14 protein-coding genes and 1 pseudogene are annotated in these 17,587 nt (G+C 43.7%); 9 read left to right on the top strand and 6 right to left on the bottom strand.

What is annotated here, in order from left to right; translation table 11 throughout:
* Positions 1-268 precede the first annotated feature (268 nt).
* The 4 genes and pseudogenes from sufD to IM319_RS13320 form a co-directional block, all read left to right on the top strand.
* Positions 269-1,594 (top strand): Fe-S cluster assembly protein SufD, encoded by a 1,326-nt coding sequence (sufD, locus tag IM319_RS13305; RefSeq protein WP_287684904.1) that lies wholly within the window; start codon positions 269-271, stop codon positions 1,592-1,594.
* A gap of 55 nt (positions 1,595-1,649) precedes the next feature.
* The gene (locus IM319_RS13310; RefSeq protein WP_287735905.1) at positions 1,650-2,912 is read left to right on the top strand and encodes a SufS family cysteine desulfurase; all 1,263 of its coding nucleotides are present in this window, start codon (positions 1,650-1,652) and stop codon (positions 2,910-2,912) included.
* Between the two features lie 33 nt (positions 2,913-2,945).
* Complete coding sequence (locus IM319_RS13315; RefSeq protein WP_287735906.1) at positions 2,946-4,451, top strand: RluA family pseudouridine synthase; 1,506 nt, start codon at positions 2,946-2,948, stop codon at positions 4,449-4,451.
* 41 nt (positions 4,452-4,492) lie between these two features.
* A pseudogene (locus tag IM319_RS13320) lies at positions 4,493-4,627 on the top strand (IS630 family transposase); the annotation flags it as partial.
* A 179-nt stretch (positions 4,628-4,806) separates the two neighbouring features.
* Here IM319_RS13320 and IM319_RS13325 read toward each other — a convergent pair.
* Both IM319_RS13325 and IM319_RS13330 read right to left on the bottom strand, forming a co-directional pair.
* A complete protein-coding gene (locus tag IM319_RS13325; protein ID WP_287735907.1) occupies positions 4,807-5,679 on the bottom strand; it encodes an FkbM family methyltransferase in 873 nt (290 codons plus the stop codon).
* Between the two features lie 212 nt (positions 5,680-5,891).
* Complete coding sequence (locus tag IM319_RS13330; RefSeq protein ID WP_287735908.1) at positions 5,892-6,866, bottom strand: hypothetical protein; 975 nt, start codon at positions 6,864-6,866, stop codon at positions 5,892-5,894.
* Between the two features lie 456 nt (positions 6,867-7,322).
* Here IM319_RS13330 and IM319_RS13335 point away from each other — a divergent pair, with 456 nt between their 5' ends.
* Entirely contained in the window at positions 7,323-9,122 is a 1,800-nt protein-coding gene (locus IM319_RS13335) for an acyl-CoA dehydrogenase family protein (protein WP_287078933.1), read from the top strand.
* Positions 9,100-9,462, top strand: a complete 363-nt coding sequence (locus tag IM319_RS13340; RefSeq protein ID WP_287735909.1) for an acyl carrier protein — start codon at positions 9,100-9,102, stop codon at positions 9,460-9,462. Before IM319_RS13335 ends, IM319_RS13340 begins: the two co-directional genes overlap by 23 nt.
* Positions 9,463-9,612: 150 nt before the next feature.
* On the opposite strand, the gene IM319_RS13345 is transcribed toward IM319_RS13340, so the two are convergent.
* From IM319_RS13345 to IM319_RS13355, 3 genes are all read right to left on the bottom strand, one after another.
* Positions 9,613-10,236 carry a cytochrome c oxidase subunit 3 gene (locus IM319_RS13345; protein ID WP_286826562.1) on the bottom strand — a complete coding sequence of 208 codons (624 nt, stop codon included), beginning with the start codon at positions 10,234-10,236 and terminating at the stop codon, positions 9,613-9,615.
* Positions 10,237-10,368: 132 nt separating this feature from the next.
* Complete coding sequence (gene ctaD, locus IM319_RS13350) at positions 10,369-12,045, bottom strand: cytochrome c oxidase subunit I (RefSeq protein ID WP_287676242.1); 1,677 nt, start codon at positions 12,043-12,045, stop codon at positions 10,369-10,371.
* A 29-nt stretch (positions 12,046-12,074) separates the two neighbouring features.
* Complete coding sequence (locus IM319_RS13355) at positions 12,075-13,040, bottom strand: cytochrome c oxidase subunit II (RefSeq protein ID WP_286826560.1); 966 nt, start codon at positions 13,038-13,040, stop codon at positions 12,075-12,077.
* Between the two features lie 314 nt (positions 13,041-13,354).
* On the opposite strand from IM319_RS13355, the gene IM319_RS13360 reads away from it, so the two are divergent.
* Together IM319_RS13360 and IM319_RS13365 are read left to right on the top strand one after the other, a co-directional pair.
* Entirely contained in the window at positions 13,355-14,266 is a 912-nt protein-coding gene (locus IM319_RS13360) for a COX15/CtaA family protein (RefSeq protein WP_286826559.1), read from the top strand.
* 126 nt (positions 14,267-14,392) lie between these two features.
* The gene (locus IM319_RS13365) at positions 14,393-15,343 is read left to right on the top strand and encodes a heme o synthase (RefSeq protein ID WP_287735910.1); all 951 of its coding nucleotides are present in this window, start codon (positions 14,393-14,395) and stop codon (positions 15,341-15,343) included.
* A gap of 121 nt (positions 15,344-15,464) precedes the next feature.
* Here the strand turns inward: IM319_RS13365 and dnaA are convergent, their stop codons facing one another.
* Positions 15,465-16,799, bottom strand: coding sequence for a chromosomal replication initiator protein DnaA (gene dnaA, locus IM319_RS13370; protein ID WP_286826557.1), 1,335 nt, complete (start codon positions 16,797-16,799; stop codon positions 15,465-15,467).
* Positions 16,800-16,883: 84 nt separating this feature from the next.
* Between dnaA and def the strand changes: the two genes are divergently transcribed.
* Entirely contained in the window at positions 16,884-17,450 is a 567-nt protein-coding gene (def, locus tag IM319_RS13375) for a peptide deformylase (protein ID WP_287735911.1), read from the top strand.
* Positions 17,451-17,587: the final 137 nt, after the last annotated feature.

Raw genomic sequence — 17,587 nt, forward strand, 5'->3', positions numbered from 1 at the left:
AAATTCTTATCTGGCAAAAGATTTAATTAATTAGTTCGCTCTAGATCAAAAACAATTGACAAAAATTGCAGCAACGTCTGTCTCTATAAGGGTTTCATTCCTTATAACCTCCGTCCATTGCATAAGACAAACCGAAGAACCGCTTTTATTTATTCTTCCTACACCCCACTATCCCACTACCCCACTACCCCACTACCCCACTACCCCACTACCCCACACCCCACTACCCCACTACCCCACACCCCAACCCTCCAACCCCCTCTTACCAATGACAGCCATAATCACGAAACCTGAACAATCAGGAGAATTATTGTTAAAATTGTCCCGAGAAACGGTTCCCACTATCGATAACGGTAAAATTCTCGAATTAAGAGAATCAGGAGCCAGTAAAGCTCAAGAATTAGCCATCCCGGGCAAAAAAGATGAAGAATGGCAATTCACCGATTTAAGTCAACTCTGGGCGATCGATTTTCGCGTCCCCCAAACCGTTACAATCGATAAAAATGCCCTCGCTGCTTTTTCGCTGCCCGAAGCCAAAAACAGCCACCTAGTCTTCGTTAACGGCATTTATCAGCCCGAATTGTCCGATATCTCCGCTTTACCCCCCGGTGTCAGCGTCAGCAATCTCGCCAATGCACAAAAAGATGTTCTTGTCAACTATCTAGGGAAAGAAAAAACACCCGAATTTTTTACCGCACTCAACCAAGCTGGTTTAAGGGATGGGGCAGTAATTCACGTCACCGCTAATACCGTCGTCACAACCCCGATACATCTCTTATTTATCACCGTTGTGGAGGAAATTCCCCGCTTTTATCAGCCCCATAGCCTAATCGTGGCTGAAACGGGAGCTAGTGTCAATATTATTGAGAATTACGGGGCTTTAGCCGAACATTGCTCCGATTTACCTCTAAATTACGCTTATTTTACCAACGCTGTCACGGAAATTTACCTCGAAGCCAACGCCGAAGTCATCCATACCAGAGTACAAAGGGAATCAGGAGATGGTTTTCACATCGGACGCACGATAATTGAACAAGGGCGCGATAGCCGTTACACTCTCAACGAGATAAATCTGGGCGCTAAACTCTGCCGTCATAACCTCGATATCCTGCAAAAAGGAGAACAAACCGAGACAAATCTGCACGGATTAGCCATGATTACCGGACAACAAACCGCCGATACCCACAGCGCCATCTATCTCAACCATCCCCACGGCATCACCAAGCAACTACATAAATGTATCGTTGATGGTAGCGCTCACGCTATCTTTAATGGTAAAGTGTTTGTTCCCAAGCCCGCCCAATTAACCAACGCCTCCCAGTTAAATCGGAATTTGTTAATTTCTAACAAGGCACGAGTCAACACCAAACCCGAATTACAAATTACCGCCGATAACGTCAAATGTTCCCACGGGGCAACCGTTAGCCAACTGGAAGCCGATGATTTATTCTATCTGCAAAGCCGGGGCTTAAGTGCCGACACCGCCCGCAGTTTGTTAATTGATGCTTTCTCGGCCGAGATTTTAGCTAAAATTCCTCTAGAATCCCTGCGCCAAAGATTGGGGCAATGCGTCGCCTGTCGCACTGTGGAATAACTCTACCGGGGTGGGTGCCAACCTGCCCAAAGTACCCCTCTGACTCCTGACTAAAATGACAATTATCCAAGAAAAAACTCTCGCCCAAAAAGTCCGCGCCGATTTCCCTATCCTTCATCAAAACGTACACGATAAACCCCTTATCTATTTCGATAGTGCCGCCACTTCCCAAAAACCGATTCAAGTATTAGAAACCCTGCGAAACTATTACGAAAAAGATAACGCCAATGTGCATCGGGGGGCGCATACTTTAAGTGTCCGAGCAACGGAAGCCTACGAAGGGGCTAGAGATAAGGTCGCTAGGTTTATTAATGCCGCTTCTCGTCGGGAAATTGTCTATACTCGCAACGCCACGGAAGCGATTAATTTAGTCGCCTACAGTTGGGCATTAAATACCCTGAAAGCAGGGGATGAAATTATTCTCTCGGTCATGGAACACCACAGTAATTTAATCCCCTGGCAAATTATCTCCCAAAAGACGGGGGCGGTGATTAAATATGTGCAATTAACCAGCGAAGAAAGCTTTGATTTAGAACAATATAAATCCTTATTATCTGACAAAACTAAATTAGTTGCTGTCCTTCATGTTTCTAACACCTTAGGCTGTATTAATCCCGTTGCCGAAATAGTCAGCCTTGCCCATCAAGTCGGGGCGAAAGTATTAATTGATGCCTGTCAAAGTGTCCCCCATTTAGCCATTGATGTGCAGGCCATAGATTGTGATTGGTTGGTGGCTAGTGGTCATAAAATGTGCGCCCCCACCGGTATTGGATTTTTGTACGGCAAAGAGGCCATTTTAGAGGCAATGCCGCCCTTTTTTGGTGGTGGCGAAATGATTGCGGAAGTCTATTTAGACCATTTTACCTGTGCTGAACTGCCCCACAAATTTGAAGCGGGAACCCCCGCTATCGGCGAAGCGATTGCTCTCGGTGCTGCGGTAGAATATTTAATGGGTTTAGGTATGGATAATATTCATGCCTACGAAGAAGAATTAACCGCCCATTTGTTCAAAAAATTAGGAGAAATTGAGGGTTTAAGAATTTACGGGCCGCCACCTAGTTTAACAGGCCAAGGTCGGGCTAGTTTAGCCGCCTTTAATGTGGAAGGGATTCATGCTAGTGATTTAGCTACTTTATTAGACCACGAAGGAATCGCTATTCGCTCCGGTCATCACTGTACCCAACCTCTACACCGCCTTTTTGATGCTTCCGGCAGCGCGCGGGCAAGTCTATATTTTTATAATACCCGAGAAGAAATCGATCGCTTTATTGTCGCTTTACAGGAAACTATTGATTTCTTTGCCAATTGTTTTTCTTAGGGGGATTTCTAGCCCTTTTACTATTCTTAAAGAGTGAAGGAAGTTACTTATTATTATCAAGGAATTTGTCCCGAAACGGGCGAGTTATTGCGCTTGCCCCGCACTCTTTTGGCTGAAAAAATTGCCCAAGATTTGATGACAACTATCACCAATCCTCAAGGTAAAATGTATGGAATTTTGTTAGGAGAAAATGCTGCTGGCGAAATAGAAGTTTTAAAAGCTTTTTCTGGACAGGGAGAAGCTGCTGGCTGGGTTCCGTCCCTAGTGGGGAGAGAAAAAATTATTCGGGAAGAAAAGCGAGTTTTGCAACTTTTAGAAATAATTAAACAGGAAATTATTACCCTACAATCAATTCCCGAACATAATTTATATCGACTCAATCAAGCAAATTTTGAGCGCAAAATACAAGCTTTACAGCAACAACATCAAAACCATAAACAGGAACGAGATAGGTTAAGAAATTTAGGAAATTTAACCCGAGAGGAATTAGAAAAATTAAATAATCTCAGTCGTCAGGAAAAAAGAGCAAGAAAGCAATTAAAACAGGAAGAAAAACAAGTTTTAGAACCATTAATTGATAAAATAAATTTAGCCAATCAGAGAATTATTGAACTTAAGCAACAGCGTAGGAACCTCTCCAAACAGTTACAGGAATTGCTGTATCAATCCTACTGTTTAAACAACTTTTCTGGACAATCTCTCTCCTTAGCTAAATTGATGGGCAGTAATTTGTTACCGACGGGAACAGGGGAATGTTGCGCCCCGAAATTATTAAATTATGCCGCCATGAAAGGATTAAAACCTGTCGCCATGGCCGAATTTTGGTGGGGAGAATCGAATCGAGATAGAAAACAGGGAGAATTTTATGGTGCTTGTCAAGAAAGATGTCAACCTCTCATGGGTTTTTTACTTTCTGGTTTACGTTCATCCCTAGAAATTATCTACGAAGACGAGGGAATAATTGCTATTAATAAACCCGCGGGATTATTATCGGTAGCAGGACGTTATCAAGATAGTCAAGATGCTGTGGTCAATCGGTTTCGTCGTCAGGGAAAAAATGTCATTCCAGTTCATCGTTTAGACCGAGAAACTTCGGGATTATTATTACTAGCTAAAAGTTTAGATATTTATCGTTGTTTATCCCAACAATTTCAAGAGCGAGAAGTGGAGAAAATCTACGAAGCTATATTATCAGAAATTATTGAGCGAGAATCAGGCATAATTGACCTCCCTCTCTGGGGAAATCCGCAAAATCGACCCTATCAAACTGTGGACTGGCAAAGGGGAAAAGCTAGTCAAACCTATTTTAAAGTTGTCGGTAAAGAAGGCAATTATTCTCGGCTAGAATTTATTCCCTACACGGGAAGAACCCATCAAATTCGTGTTCATAGTCAACAGGGATTAGGGATAGGAATTTTAGGCGATCACTTGTACAATGGTAAGCAGTCCGACCGTTTATACCTACACGCTAAACAATTATCTTTTCGTCATCCTCAGACCGAAAATAAACTTGATCTCATCATTCCCACCCCCTTTTGAGAGCTGTAAACTTTTTCAGCTTGTCCGAGCGGGATTCCTGGTTCGATATCTTCAACAGTGCCATAGCTAGGATCCTCTGTCTGAATGTTTCCCATCGGAAACATAAAAAAGAACTTGATTCCTTGCTCACTCTACGATTTCAGAAGTTTAATAAATCTCAGATTATGACCTTCTAAAGTATAGCTTGTAATCACTTGCTCGAATGAATTAGCATGGTGCGTTCCCAAAAATCTATCGGTGCGGCAGTCGCAGCTAGATTAGGGAGCGCACCCTACAGCGATGGCGTACTGCTACGCAGTGCCTTCGGCATCGCACTCCTACGAATAAGCTCTGTTCCGTGCGCAGCGACGAAGTGTTAGACATCTTCTAGCTCTTCAAACCTTGACAAGAGCCTATTAGGAACTAAGAAAATCATTTTAATATGAGAGTTTGTCGGTTTTGTTTCAATCTTCATGAATTTTGGTTGGAAATTAGCTCCATCCTCATCCTTAGGTTTGACGAAAGCAAAACAGGTAAATTCAAGAGATTTAATAAATTCAAGGAGCTTCTTTGTTGGATAAATTTCGGACAAGACCAAAGGTTGATCTCGAATTAGAAGATTTTTGCCACCCATTAGTATATCGAAGTCTGCTCCTTCAGCATCTGTTTTGATACATGAAACACTTAGTAACGGATAATCAGACATCAATTTGTCTAAAGTATTTACCTTGACTGTCACCTTGTTCTCTTGGGGACTATGCCTGACCAGCGAATTTAGTTCAGGCATTGAGTTCAAATTAAGATCCATAGTGCCAGGGTGGGAAAAAAGTGCCTCTTCTAGAACATGACAATTTTGAAACTGGGAAAGATTTCTCTTTAAGTGTTCAACCATTCTCGGATCGGGTTCAAAGGCATAAACCTGATTGGATAAAGGAGCAGCAAGTAAACTGTAATAACCAATATTAGCTCCAACATCAATAAAGTCTTTATTAATATCTAAGAACCGATGAAGGATAATTTCAGATCCCCAATCCAACTTGCTTCCCTTGAGGAAAATTTCCGTTCCGAATCGACTATCGTAAGGCAGAATCATTTCTACATTATTAAATAGAACCATTTTCTGATTGAGCTTGGTTATTTTATAAAATGCTCGTACTACATAGCGGTATAAGAAATCCCAGCCACCAATCTCTCGAACCAATCCAAGAAAATAATTGAACTTATGCAAATAAATAGTTCCTTTCAACATATACTCTTACTTCAATTTAGCCATGGAGGCATCTAGGTATTAATTATAGCGCTCTCTGCGGTCGAGCCACCCCCTCTGTCCTACTATCCCAGCCCCATCGGTCTCACACCCCCTTAATAAAACCTAATACCGCCCTCAACCCAACCTACAAGAGCAGCGATCGCACTTACATGATTGATGATTTTGGCGATAAGGCGATAAGTTCATGAAAATTAGAACAAGCGAGTTATCCAGAAAAATAGTCCTCGTAATCCTAAACCCGTGAAGCTAATTACACTCAAAACAAATAGGCTCTTTTCCAAAGGCGTTGATCCCGGTATTCCATCGATTATCATGTCTATTGTGCCACACCTATTGATAAGTCCTATCATTGACTCCCAACCGTTGAAAGACCCATACTTATCTTTCCAGTCTATAGCTTCTATAATTTTCTCTCGATCAGTGCTGGGTAATTTTCCCCAGCCTGATTCACAGTAAGCATCTGGATGTGTTCCATAAGCAAATTTACGGAAGGAATCGGGATTAAGCTCTAATTCTCCAAAAGCATCAGGATTAGCGACTAATTTATCTTCTATTTTCTGTTGTAAAGCTTTACCTACTTCTTTGATAAATTGCTGTCCTTTTGCAGTAAGAGTAGGAGATGTATCCTTCACAAATATATTCAGATATTTATCTCCAAATCCTAAGTAATAATCTGGTGCTTCTTTGCCAGGATTTCTTTTTGCAAAATCCCTGTTGCGGAAAACATAATAATTTAGATCGCCTAAAGATGCTTCTGGATAGGGTTCTGGGCTAATAAAACAACGTTCCCAAGATATAGGAATCGCTTCATCATAACCGATAGAAATAAACCATGTGCCTGTCAAAGTTGTTGGAGTTAAGCGTGAAATCCTAAAAGTATCTCCGAATTGATTGTGCTTTATAGTTAAAGATGTAGAACTTGTACGAACATAACTGCCACCAAAATGCACGATCCATTGGTTGCGTTTTTTCGATAATGCTTGCATACGCCCATCTTTCGTAAACACGAATCTAGCAGAGTCGCATTTTCCTCGTTCACCCCACTCACCCACAATGAGGAAATCAAAGTTGCTTTGTGCTAAAACGCGCTCAGATGAAGTTATTAAAAGACCTACGCTCAAAAAAGTGAGGCACAACCATTGTCGAAGGATATGTTGGGCTTGCATAAAAGTTATCCTGTCAATTCATGCTGAAAACCAATGCACTGAATGCAATTGGGCTAATTCTCAACACCGTCCCTATCCCCTTGGCAAGGAACGGCTTCATATAGCGGTCCCTGAACTATCGCTCTTCTGCCTAGACTCCCAGAAGATCGATAATACAGATAACCTCGCGGTCTAACTATTAATTAAACCGCTCCCCGCAGTCTAGCACTCTCCCCCATGCTAATATCCCACCCCCATCGGTCTAACACCCCCTTAACTAAGGCGGTTTAATCACCTCAATTTGGGCATAATTACTGCTCCAAGGCGGATTTTACCCCATTTAAGGTAAAGGCGAAATTAAAAATTGTTGCTACTCTACAGCAAAACGTCTAGAATGGTCATTAATTTTTGTGAATGGTCGGGTCTTCTCAGCGAAGGCATGGACGAAAAACACATTGTATCTGTCCTAGAGGCACTATGAAAAAGCTTAAGCAATACTGGACTGCTGAAGCACTGGAAAAAGACTTAGGCGATCCTCTCAATCCTGATAACCCTCTATCCTACAAGCGGGTGATCGAAATTGACGAGAGCGAAGAATTTCCCCACGAGGAAATTCGCTGGTTATACGACTGGAAACTCCAACACTACTACATTCCCACGGATTGCGGCGGTGAATTCACCTCTTTTGAGGAATTTGTCGCTTTTGTGCGGGTACTTTCCCGACGGGATCAAACTATCGGCATCGCTTTTACTACCCTATTCTGGTCGTTTTTAAACTGGATGGCGGGAACCCCAGAACAGAAACAGAAGCTCGCCCGTTTTATCATGGATGACTATGGGGCGATGTGTCTGGGTTACTCGGAAAAGGAACACGGTAGCGATCTGATCAATGGTGATCTGACCGCGACGAAGGTGGAAGGAGGTTATATTCTCAATGGGGAGAAATGGCCGATTAACCGGGCGACTATCTCTGGAGTTTCCTTTATTTTGGCGAAAACCGATGCTAACGGCGGGCCGAAGTGTTTAACCCTATTTATGGTAGATAAACGGCAATTAGACCCCGAAAAATACTATAATTTGCCGAAAATATACACCCATGGCGTGCGCGCCTCCGATATGAGTGGCATTGGTTTTAAAGATTGTTTCGTCCCCGATTCCATGCGTTTACGGGAGGAGGGAGACGGTTTAGAATTAGCTCTGAAAGGTTTCCAGATTACCCGGATGTTGTGCGCTGCTTTTTCCCACGGGGCAGCCGATACCGCTTTAAGAACTACCCTCAGTTTTGCCGTTAATCGGGTAATTTATCACAAAACTGTGATGGATTTGCCCCAACCCCGGCGCACTCTCGTGGATGCTTTCCTTGACATCCTTATTTGTGATTGCGAGACGATTCCGGCCGCAAGAGGTTTTCATATTATCCCCGAACAGTTTAGCGTCTGGGCTTCGGTGGTAAAATATTTTGTTACTGTCCGTCTGGAGGAGATGGTTAATAGTGTTTATGTGGTGTTGGGATCGCGTTTTTATATGCGAGAAGAACACGAATTCGGCATCTTCCAGAAGCTACTGCGGGATAATTCGATTATCAGTATGTTTGACGGCAGTTCGATCGTCAATCTTCATGCTTTAATCCTACAATTGCGTCCTTTAACCAAATATCGGGCTAAACGCAACTCGCGCACCATGTCGGCGTTAAAAACCCGTTTAGAGGCGATTTTTAGCCTAGAAAAGTCAGTTCCTCCCTTTGAACCCAATAATTTAGAATTATTTGGCCGGGGAATGGATGATTCCCTACAGGGTTTAGAGATTGCCCTTGATATGCTCGAGGGATTGAAAAATTCTGACGAAGTGGACGCAGAGATATTAGAAAATCTGTTGATGTTGGGTAATTTAGTTTTAGAGGAACTAAATGCTCACGATGAACAGATTAGTCAATCGAAATTCGAGTATGGTCACGACCAATCACCCGAATTGTTCGAGATTGCCAAGAAATACTGTACTTTACACGCTGCTTCCGCTTGTTTACACACTTGGCTTTATAATCGTTCCATCTTGGGTGAATTTTTTGCCCAGGGGGAATGGTTGGTGTTGAGTTTACACCGATTACTGCGAACTCTCCGGCCGCTGCCTTACACTCTATCTGAGGTGTATATAGAAAATGTTGCCCAAGAATTGCTGAAATTATATCGGGAAAATCAACATTTTTCGATCGTGCCTTTTCAATTAGCCCATTCACAAACTACCGAGGAAAAAACCCATGAACTCCAACTCCAATCTTAATAATCTCGTACAAAATTGGTTAGTTAAACAGTTAGCCGATCAGTTATCTTTGAATGCAAAAACGATTAATGTGACTGAACCTTTAACTCGTTATGGTTTAGATTCGATCGATGCGGTAACGATGGTGGGTGATCTAGAAGATTGGGTTGGTCAAGAGTTACCTTCTACCCTTTTCTGGGATCATTCTACTATTGAAAAAGCGTCTCTTTTCCTAGTAGAAAACTACGATCTTTCTAATCTTTCTGGTGAGGAAACCCCCGCAGAAGTTGCTCCCGTCGTTGAAAAAGCTGAACCGGCCGTTAGTGGTGGCAAAGGTTGGAGTTTATTCGGTCGTCGTTAATTATCAGTGATCAGTTATCAGTTACTCGGTTATCAGTTAAAGCTTTTCTCATAAAAATGAAGTATAACCTATCAGATAACTTCTGTAAATTGAAATATATAAAAAAGGGCGATCAATTGGTCGCCCTTTTCTCTGAATAAATAACAAAAATTAGCTCAAGATATACACCAGTAAAAACAGGATAATCCAGACCACATCGACGAAATGCCAGTATAATTCTGCCGCTTCCACACCAAAATGAGATTGACTAGAATAGTGGTCTTTTTGACGAGAACGCCAGAGGACAGATAGAATTAGCACTAAACCAAAAGTAACGTGGAGACCGTGGAATCCGGTTAAGGCATAAAAAGCGCTGGTAAAAACATTAGTTTTGAGACCAAATTCAGCGTGACTATATTCGTATCCTTGACCACAAAGGAAGATAATTCCCATCAGGGCAGTAATACCGAACCAAAATTGTAAACCGGCGTTATTGTTTTGTTTAATGGCTTTTTGTCCCATGTGCATAACAAAACTACTAGACACCAGAATAATCGTGTTAATTGTCGGTAGGGTTAATTCTAATTCTGGTGTGCCGGCGGGAGGCCAAACGGGTAACATGGTACGGTAGAGCAAGAAAGCGGTAAATAAGCCTAAAAAGATGGAACTTTCCGCCACTAGAAACAAAACCAAACCGAATAGGCGATGATCTGGGTGGCCATGATGTCCGTGTTCCACCGTTTCTTGATGATAATTGACAGAGAGTTGAGAATCTTTGATCGCTGAACCTTGCATGATTGAATGTCCTTAGTTTACACGGGAGACGGGGAGCTTTTTTTCAGTGATCAGTAAACAGTAAACAGTAATCAGTGAACTGAAAACTCACATCTGATAACTGATAACTGATAACTGATAACTGATAACTGATTATTGGGATTCGGAGCCCACTTCGGCGAGGATATCTTGTACTGATTCCGCTGCTTCTGATTCCTCCATATCAATACCGTAATCGTAGGGGCCGGACCAAAGAATCGGCATTTCCTCGAAATTCTCGATAATTGGGGGAGAGGAGGTTTGCCATTCTAGGGTTAAAGCGCGCCAAGGATTACGACCGGCGGGTTGACCTTTAAAGGCACTCCAGACCATATTAATAGCGAAGGGAATACTCGATATACCGAGAATATAAGCTCCTGCGGTACTAAGAACATTTAAATCCTGAAATTGCACATCATACAGTGCAATACGACGGTTCATACCCAATAATCCCAATTCGTGCATCGGCATGAAAGTTAAATTCAAACCGATAAAAGTGAGAACAAAGTGGATACGACCGAGAGTCTCGTTATACATCCGTCCGGTCATTTTCGGGAACCAATGGTAAACGGCAGAAAACAGGGCCATTGCCGTACCACCAAATAGTACATAATGGAAGTGACCGACAACAAAATAGGTATCGTGGACGTGGATATCGAAGGGAACGGAAGCCAACATAATCCCGGTCAAACCACCGATGAGGAAGGAAGACAGGAAACCGATCCCAAATAACAAAGACGTATTGAGACTAAGTTTACCCCCCCAAAGAGTGGCACACCAACTAAAGATTTTAATGCCAGTGGGAACGGCGATTAACATAGTTGCCGCCATGAAAAACATCCGTAACCAGCCGGGGGTGCCGCTGGTGAACATATGGTGGGCCCAAACGATTAAACCCAAGAAACAGATGGTGAGACTGGAATAGGCGATCGCTCGATAACCAAAAATCGGTTTACGCGCATGAACCGGTAATATCTCTGATATCGTGCCGAAAAAGGGCAAAATCATGATATAAACAGCAGGATGGGAGTAAAACCAGAACATATGCTGATAAATCACCGGATCGCCGCCGCCGGCAGGATTAAAAAAGCTCGTGCCGGCGATTAAATCAAAGGACAAGAGAACGAGAGCAGAAGCGAGAACGGGGGTGGAAAGCAGTACCAGAGTCGAGGTGGCCAGCATTGCCCAACAAAATAGCGGCATACTGTACAAATCCATCTCAGGAATCCGCATTTTCAGGATCGTGGTGATGAAATTAATCGAGCCTAAAATCGAAGAAGTCCCGATCAATAAAAGGCTCAAAATCCACAATTCTTCCCCCCATTTGCCGCTAATTAAGCTTAAAGGTGGGTAGGAAGTCCAACCGGACTGGGGAGCGCCGACAAAGAAACTGGATAATAATAGCAGCCCGCCGGGGGGATTAAGCCAGAAAGCCACAGCGTTAAGACGAGGAAAAGCCATATCTTCGGCCCCAATCATCAGGGGAATGAGATAATTGGCAAAACCTGCCCCAACCGGAACGATCCAAAGAAAGATCATGATCGTTCCGTGCATGGTCATAAATTGGTTATATAGTTCTGGGGAGACGAAATCGGGGTCGGGAGTGGCTAATTCTGTCCGCAGCACTTCCGCGAAAGCACCGCCAATAAAGAAGAAAAGAAAGGCAGTCACCAGATATTGAATACCGATAACTTTATGATCGGTGCAGAAAGTAAAGTAATCTGTCCACTTGCGGTGATGGATCACCTCGGGAACGGTTGCTGGGGTGGTTATTTCCGTTGATGCTGTCATAATGCCAAGATTTTAGATGACAAGAAAAATTACATTTGGTGCTGATGGGGAACTTGGGCGAGGATTTCAGCGTCGATGCCCATTTCTTCGGTGTAGGGGGTCAAATATTGACTATCAGAGCGATCTTTAGCGGTCATGGCTACGGTTTGATCGCTGTCAACTTCAGCGATTGTGTTATCCTGCACCCATTGGTCGTAATCTGCTTGGGAGTGAACCACAAAGCTAGATTTCATGCCACCGTGATAGGCCCCGCAAAGTTCCGCACAAATGATCGGATATTGACCAATTTGATTGGATGTGAACGATAACACCGTTTCTTGTCCGGGGATAACGTCCTGTTTTAGACGCAATTGGGGAACCCAGAAAGCATGGATCACATCTCCCGCTTCCATATTCAGTTGCACGGGGCGATTGACGGGAGCGTGCAGTTCCCCGGAAACAATGCCAGTTTCGGGATAGGTGAAGATCCAAGCGTATTGAATACCTTTAACATTGACCACTAGGGGGGGAACTCCTTCACCATCGTAGGAATTGCCGATACCTAGGGCTACTCTGCGATCGCCGCTCAGGGCTATCATCGTGCCGTGGTGATGACCGTGGTGGGCGATTTCTCCTTTGTCACCCTTGGAAATCAAGGGATCGAGACCGCCGATATTGTTATAAATCTCGAAGCTATAGACGGCAAGGATAAAGACGATTACCGTCGGGATGGCTGTCCAGAAGATTTCTAGGGGGACATTGCCCTCCACTGCCGGCCCGTCGGTTTGATCCCCCGGTTGACGGCGAAAGCGAATCACTATATAAACGATCACGCCTTCAACTATTAAAAATAGTCCCGTGGCGATGGTCATCATCAGATTAAAGATACTATCTATTTCCTTGGCATCTTCGGAAGCGGCCACGGGCATTAAGCCATGATTTTGGCCATACCAGAGACTAATTAAGGTCAAGGCGATCCCGAGTACAAGGGTCAGGATACTGCTGGGAATTTTCACGGTCTTTTCAATATTTTCAATAGTGCCTACTTATTCAAGGCTAAAACATGATTCCCCTATAGATGGGAAATTTAACCAGCATCTTCTGAGAATTTTATCTTTTCTTTGGGATCGTTTTCAGGGAAAGTATTTAAAATCACTAATTTTTATATTTTATTCTGAGTTTATGTAAACAAATGTAACGGAAATGGCCAGAAATCTAAAGAATATCTAAAAGGTTTTACCGGTCGTAAAAAAACTCATTCACAGTGATAACTAACTGGCAAACAAAGCCATGATCTTTGATGACAGACTCCTTGAGAACAGGCAAACCGATGACCGAATCTGTTTTTAACCCGACACCCCTAAGAGAAACCGGCAATATTCAGGTGTGGATGCGCCGCTTAGTCTGGAAAATTGCGATCGCTACTTTCGCCCTGATGGTGGTGGGTGCTGCCACCAGAGTTATGAACGCCGGTTTAGCTTGTCCCGATTGGCCTCTGTGTTACGGTCAATGGATTCCCAGTCAGCAGATGAATCTACAGGTATTTCTGGAGTGGTTTCATCGTCTCGATGCCTCTTTGATCGGGTTTAGTACGCTCGCTCTCGTCGGTCTGTCTTGGTGGTATCGTCGCCATCTTCCCCCTTGGCTGTTCCCCTCTGCGATCGCTGCTTTAGCTTTAATTCTCCTGCAAGGAGTCCTGGGAGGATTAACCGTGACCCAATTACTGCGATTTGACATCGTAACCGCCCATTTAGGCACAGCTTTGCTCTTTTTTGCTACCCTAATCGTCATTGCTATCTGTCTGACTCCCTACCGTCCCACAGGTACAGTCGGGAAACTAACTTGGCTCGGAATGGTCGCCACCGGTCTAGTTTATCTGCAATGTCTCCTCGGCGGTCTCGTCGGTTCCCGTTGGGCCGCCCATCAGTGTTTAACGGTTTCCCAACTCTGCACCGTGATGAATAGCCACATTATCGGGGTTTTTCCCGCCACTATCTCGGTGTTAACCCTAGTTTTCTTCGCTTGGCGAATTGCCGCTATCCATCCTCTCCTCAAAAAACTAGCTTTTAGCGCCGGGGGATTAGTCGCCCTACAGGTGTTTTTAGGCGTTGCCACCCTGAAACTGCATCTACAGGTGGAACCCTTAACCATTACCCACCACAGCATCGGTGCGCTATTGGTGGGAACCCTCGTCGCTTTTACCACTTTCGCCCTTCGCGATCGTTCTTTCGCTCCTAAGTAACTAGACACAATTAATTGCACATATCTAACCGCCTCTTGCATGAGTGCCTCTTGCCTATTGCCCATCCTAACCAAGAAGTTAATTTTGTCCCATTACTTATAAGCCATCTCTAAGGATTTAATCACGATGACTGGAACTCAAGCCCTTCGCCACCACGATAATTTTTTACAAGTCGCTAAAAGTTATTATCAACTCACTAAACCGCGAATTATTCCTCTACTGCTGATTACCACGGCCGCTTCTATGGAAATCGCCTCTAAAGGTCAGGTTTCCCCTCTCTTACTCTTTCTTACCCTCCTCGGTGGCACTCTCGCCGCCGCCGCCGCTCAAACCTTAAACTGTATCTATGATCGCGACATCGATCACACCATGCTTCGCACCCGCGCCCGTCCCATTCCCTCCGGCCGCGTGCAACCCCTCCACGCCCTCATTTTTGCCTTCGTTTTAGCCTCCCTTTCCCTAGCACTTTTTGTCTTTTTTGTCAATACTTTGAGCGGATTTTTAGCAATGACCGGTATCGCATTTTATATGCTGATTTATACCCATCTGCTCAAGCGTCATAGTATCCAAAATATTGTTATCGGTGGCGCGGCTGGCTCGATTCCTCCCCTAGTGGGTTGGGCGGCAGTAACGGGCGATCTCGGTTGGATTCCTTGGATTTTATTCGCAATTATTTTCCTTTGGACTCCTCCCCATTTTTGGGCTTTGGCTTTAATGATCAAGGATGATTATGCAGAAGTGGATATCCCGATGATGCCCGTAGTTAAAGGAGAACAAGCCACTAGCGAGCAGATTTGGCTCTATACTTTAATCGTCGTTCCTGTCACTTTCCTCCTGATTTATCCCTTGGCTGCCTGTGGTGTGGTCTATGGTGTAGTGGCTTTAATTTTAGGGTTTGTTTTCCTGAAAAAAGCTTGGCGATTAAAACAGAATCCTTTTGATCGGGACATCGCTCGATCGCTGTTTAAATATTCCATTCTTTACATGATGTTATTATGTACAGCTATGGTGATCGATAGTTTACCCATGACCTCTCGTCTCCTCGCTACAATTGCCAGTTTATTCTCCTGTAGTTAATCTCAGTTATCAGTTATCAGTTATCAGATGTGAGTTTTAGGTGAGCAGTATTAAATAGCAGTTTCCTAGTGTCTTTTCAATGTTTACTGATCACTGATCACTGAAAAACCCCACTTCCCGACTACTGATTGCGACTAAGGGAGTTAATTCGCTCGATTAGTTGGGCTAAGATTTCTTGTAATTGTCGATCTTGATGTTGGGAAAGGTTGATTTTATCACAGCTATAAATAACAGTGGTGTGATCTTTGCCGCCAAATTCTTCGCCAATGCGCGGTAAGCTTAAATCCGTGTGTTGACGCATCAAATACATCCCAATCTGTCGGGCAAAACTAATTTCTCGTCGGCGGGAATTTCCTTTTAGATCGGCGATCGAGAGTTGAAATTTTTCTGCTACTACCGCCATAATAATCTCAGGAGAAGTGGCAATTTTGGCCATTGGTGGATTTAAAACCGGCGCGATATTTTCTACCGTCATCGGCAATCCAGAGATAGAAATATAAGTAGTAGCCCGGATTAATGCCCCCTCTAATTCGCGAATATTAGAAGTATAATTAACGGCAATATATTCGATAACTTCTCTTGGGAGACGCAGATTTTCGTACTCGGCCTTTTTTTGTAAAATTGCCATGCGAGTTTCGATATCCGGTGCTTGGATATCGGCGACTAATCCCATAGAAAAGCGAGAAATTAAACGATCCTGTAAACTGGGAATCTGTTTGGGGAGGCGATCGGAGGCTAAAACCACCTGTTTTCCCGCTTCGTGCAGGGTATTAAAGGTATGAAAAAATTCTTCTTGAGTGTATTCTTTTCCTTCAATAAATTGCAGATCATCCACTAATAATATATCCGCATGGCGATAATGATTACGAAAACTTTCCATACTATCTTGACGGATAGCAGTGATTAAATCATTAGTAAATTGTTCCGTCGATACATAAGAAACCCTGGATTGGGGATATAATTCCAGACGATAATGACCGATCGCTTGCATTAAATGGGTTTTCCCTAATCCCACTCCACCACAAAGAAAAAGCGGGTTAAATTCGCGTCCGGGTAATTCCGCTACCGCTAAAGCAGCCGCGTGGGCCATGCGATTAGTTGGCCCGACAACAAAACGGGAAAAATTATATTTAGGGTTAAGTTGATTACCGGGGGATAATTCTGATTCTAAGCTAGTGTCAGGCTGGAAAATAGCGATCGAATCGCCCTGTTGTGCCGTTAGTTGAATCTCGACGGGATAACCGACGATATCCTGTACTACTTCGGCAATTGTTGACAGATAATTTTTCTGAAGATGGTTAAGAATAAAGGGATTGGCAGCCTGAATTACTAAGCGATTGTTTTGCCATTCTTTAACCGTCGCTGTTTGAAACCAAGTCTCGAAAGCGGGACGGGTTAATAGTAATTTTAGACGCTCTAGGAGATTATGCCAAAGTTGTTGGGCGCTGCTATCCACGGTTAATTTTGATTAACAAAGTTGATCTAGTGATGCTGCAGGGAAACCTTATCAGTTTAGCGAGATTTTTCCGCTGACGATAAAATGATTTTCAGAGCTAAACAATTAATCTTTAGACAGATGACGCAAGTTTTAACAATCACCCAATTAGGAAATCCAATTCTACAGCAAAAAGCACCAGCGATCGATAATCTTCTCGATTCTGACTGTCAAAATTTGATCGATTCCCTGATTACCACCGTGCAAGCTGCCCACGGGGTGGGAATCGCCGCGCCCCAAGTTGCTCGGTCTCTGCGTCTGTTTATCGTTGCTTCTCACCCCAATCCTCGTTATCCGGACGCTCCGATGATGCCACCCACTGCCGTGATTAATCCTCGCATTTTGCAGGTCAGCGAGGAAATGGTCAAGGGTTGGGAAGGTTGTCTCAGTGTCCCCAATTTACGCGGTTTTGTCCCCCGTCATCAGTGGATCGAGGTGGCATATTGCGATCGCAAGGGTCGCGAAATCCGTCAAGTTTTCAGGGATTTTGTCGCGCGCATCTTTCAACACGAATACGATCATCTCGAAGGAATCCTCTTTCTCGATCGCCTTGCTTCTCCGGCAGATTTATACTCGGAGGAAGAATACCAAAAAATCAGTCAAAATATTTAGGGTCTGCTGAATAAATCTAAAAACCTTGTTGGGTAAGACTTTTAGACTTTTTGTCAATCAAAAAGTACCGGACTGGGAGTGATCAGGGGGAAAATTCCGGGACTTTTTCCCTGAAAATTAGGTAGTTGACCACCTGA

Origin of the sequence: Microcystis sp. M113S1, from assembly GCF_020246945.1 — a bacterium.
In the GTDB taxonomy this organism is placed as follows: domain Bacteria; phylum Cyanobacteriota; class Cyanobacteriia; order Cyanobacteriales; family Microcystaceae; genus Microcystis.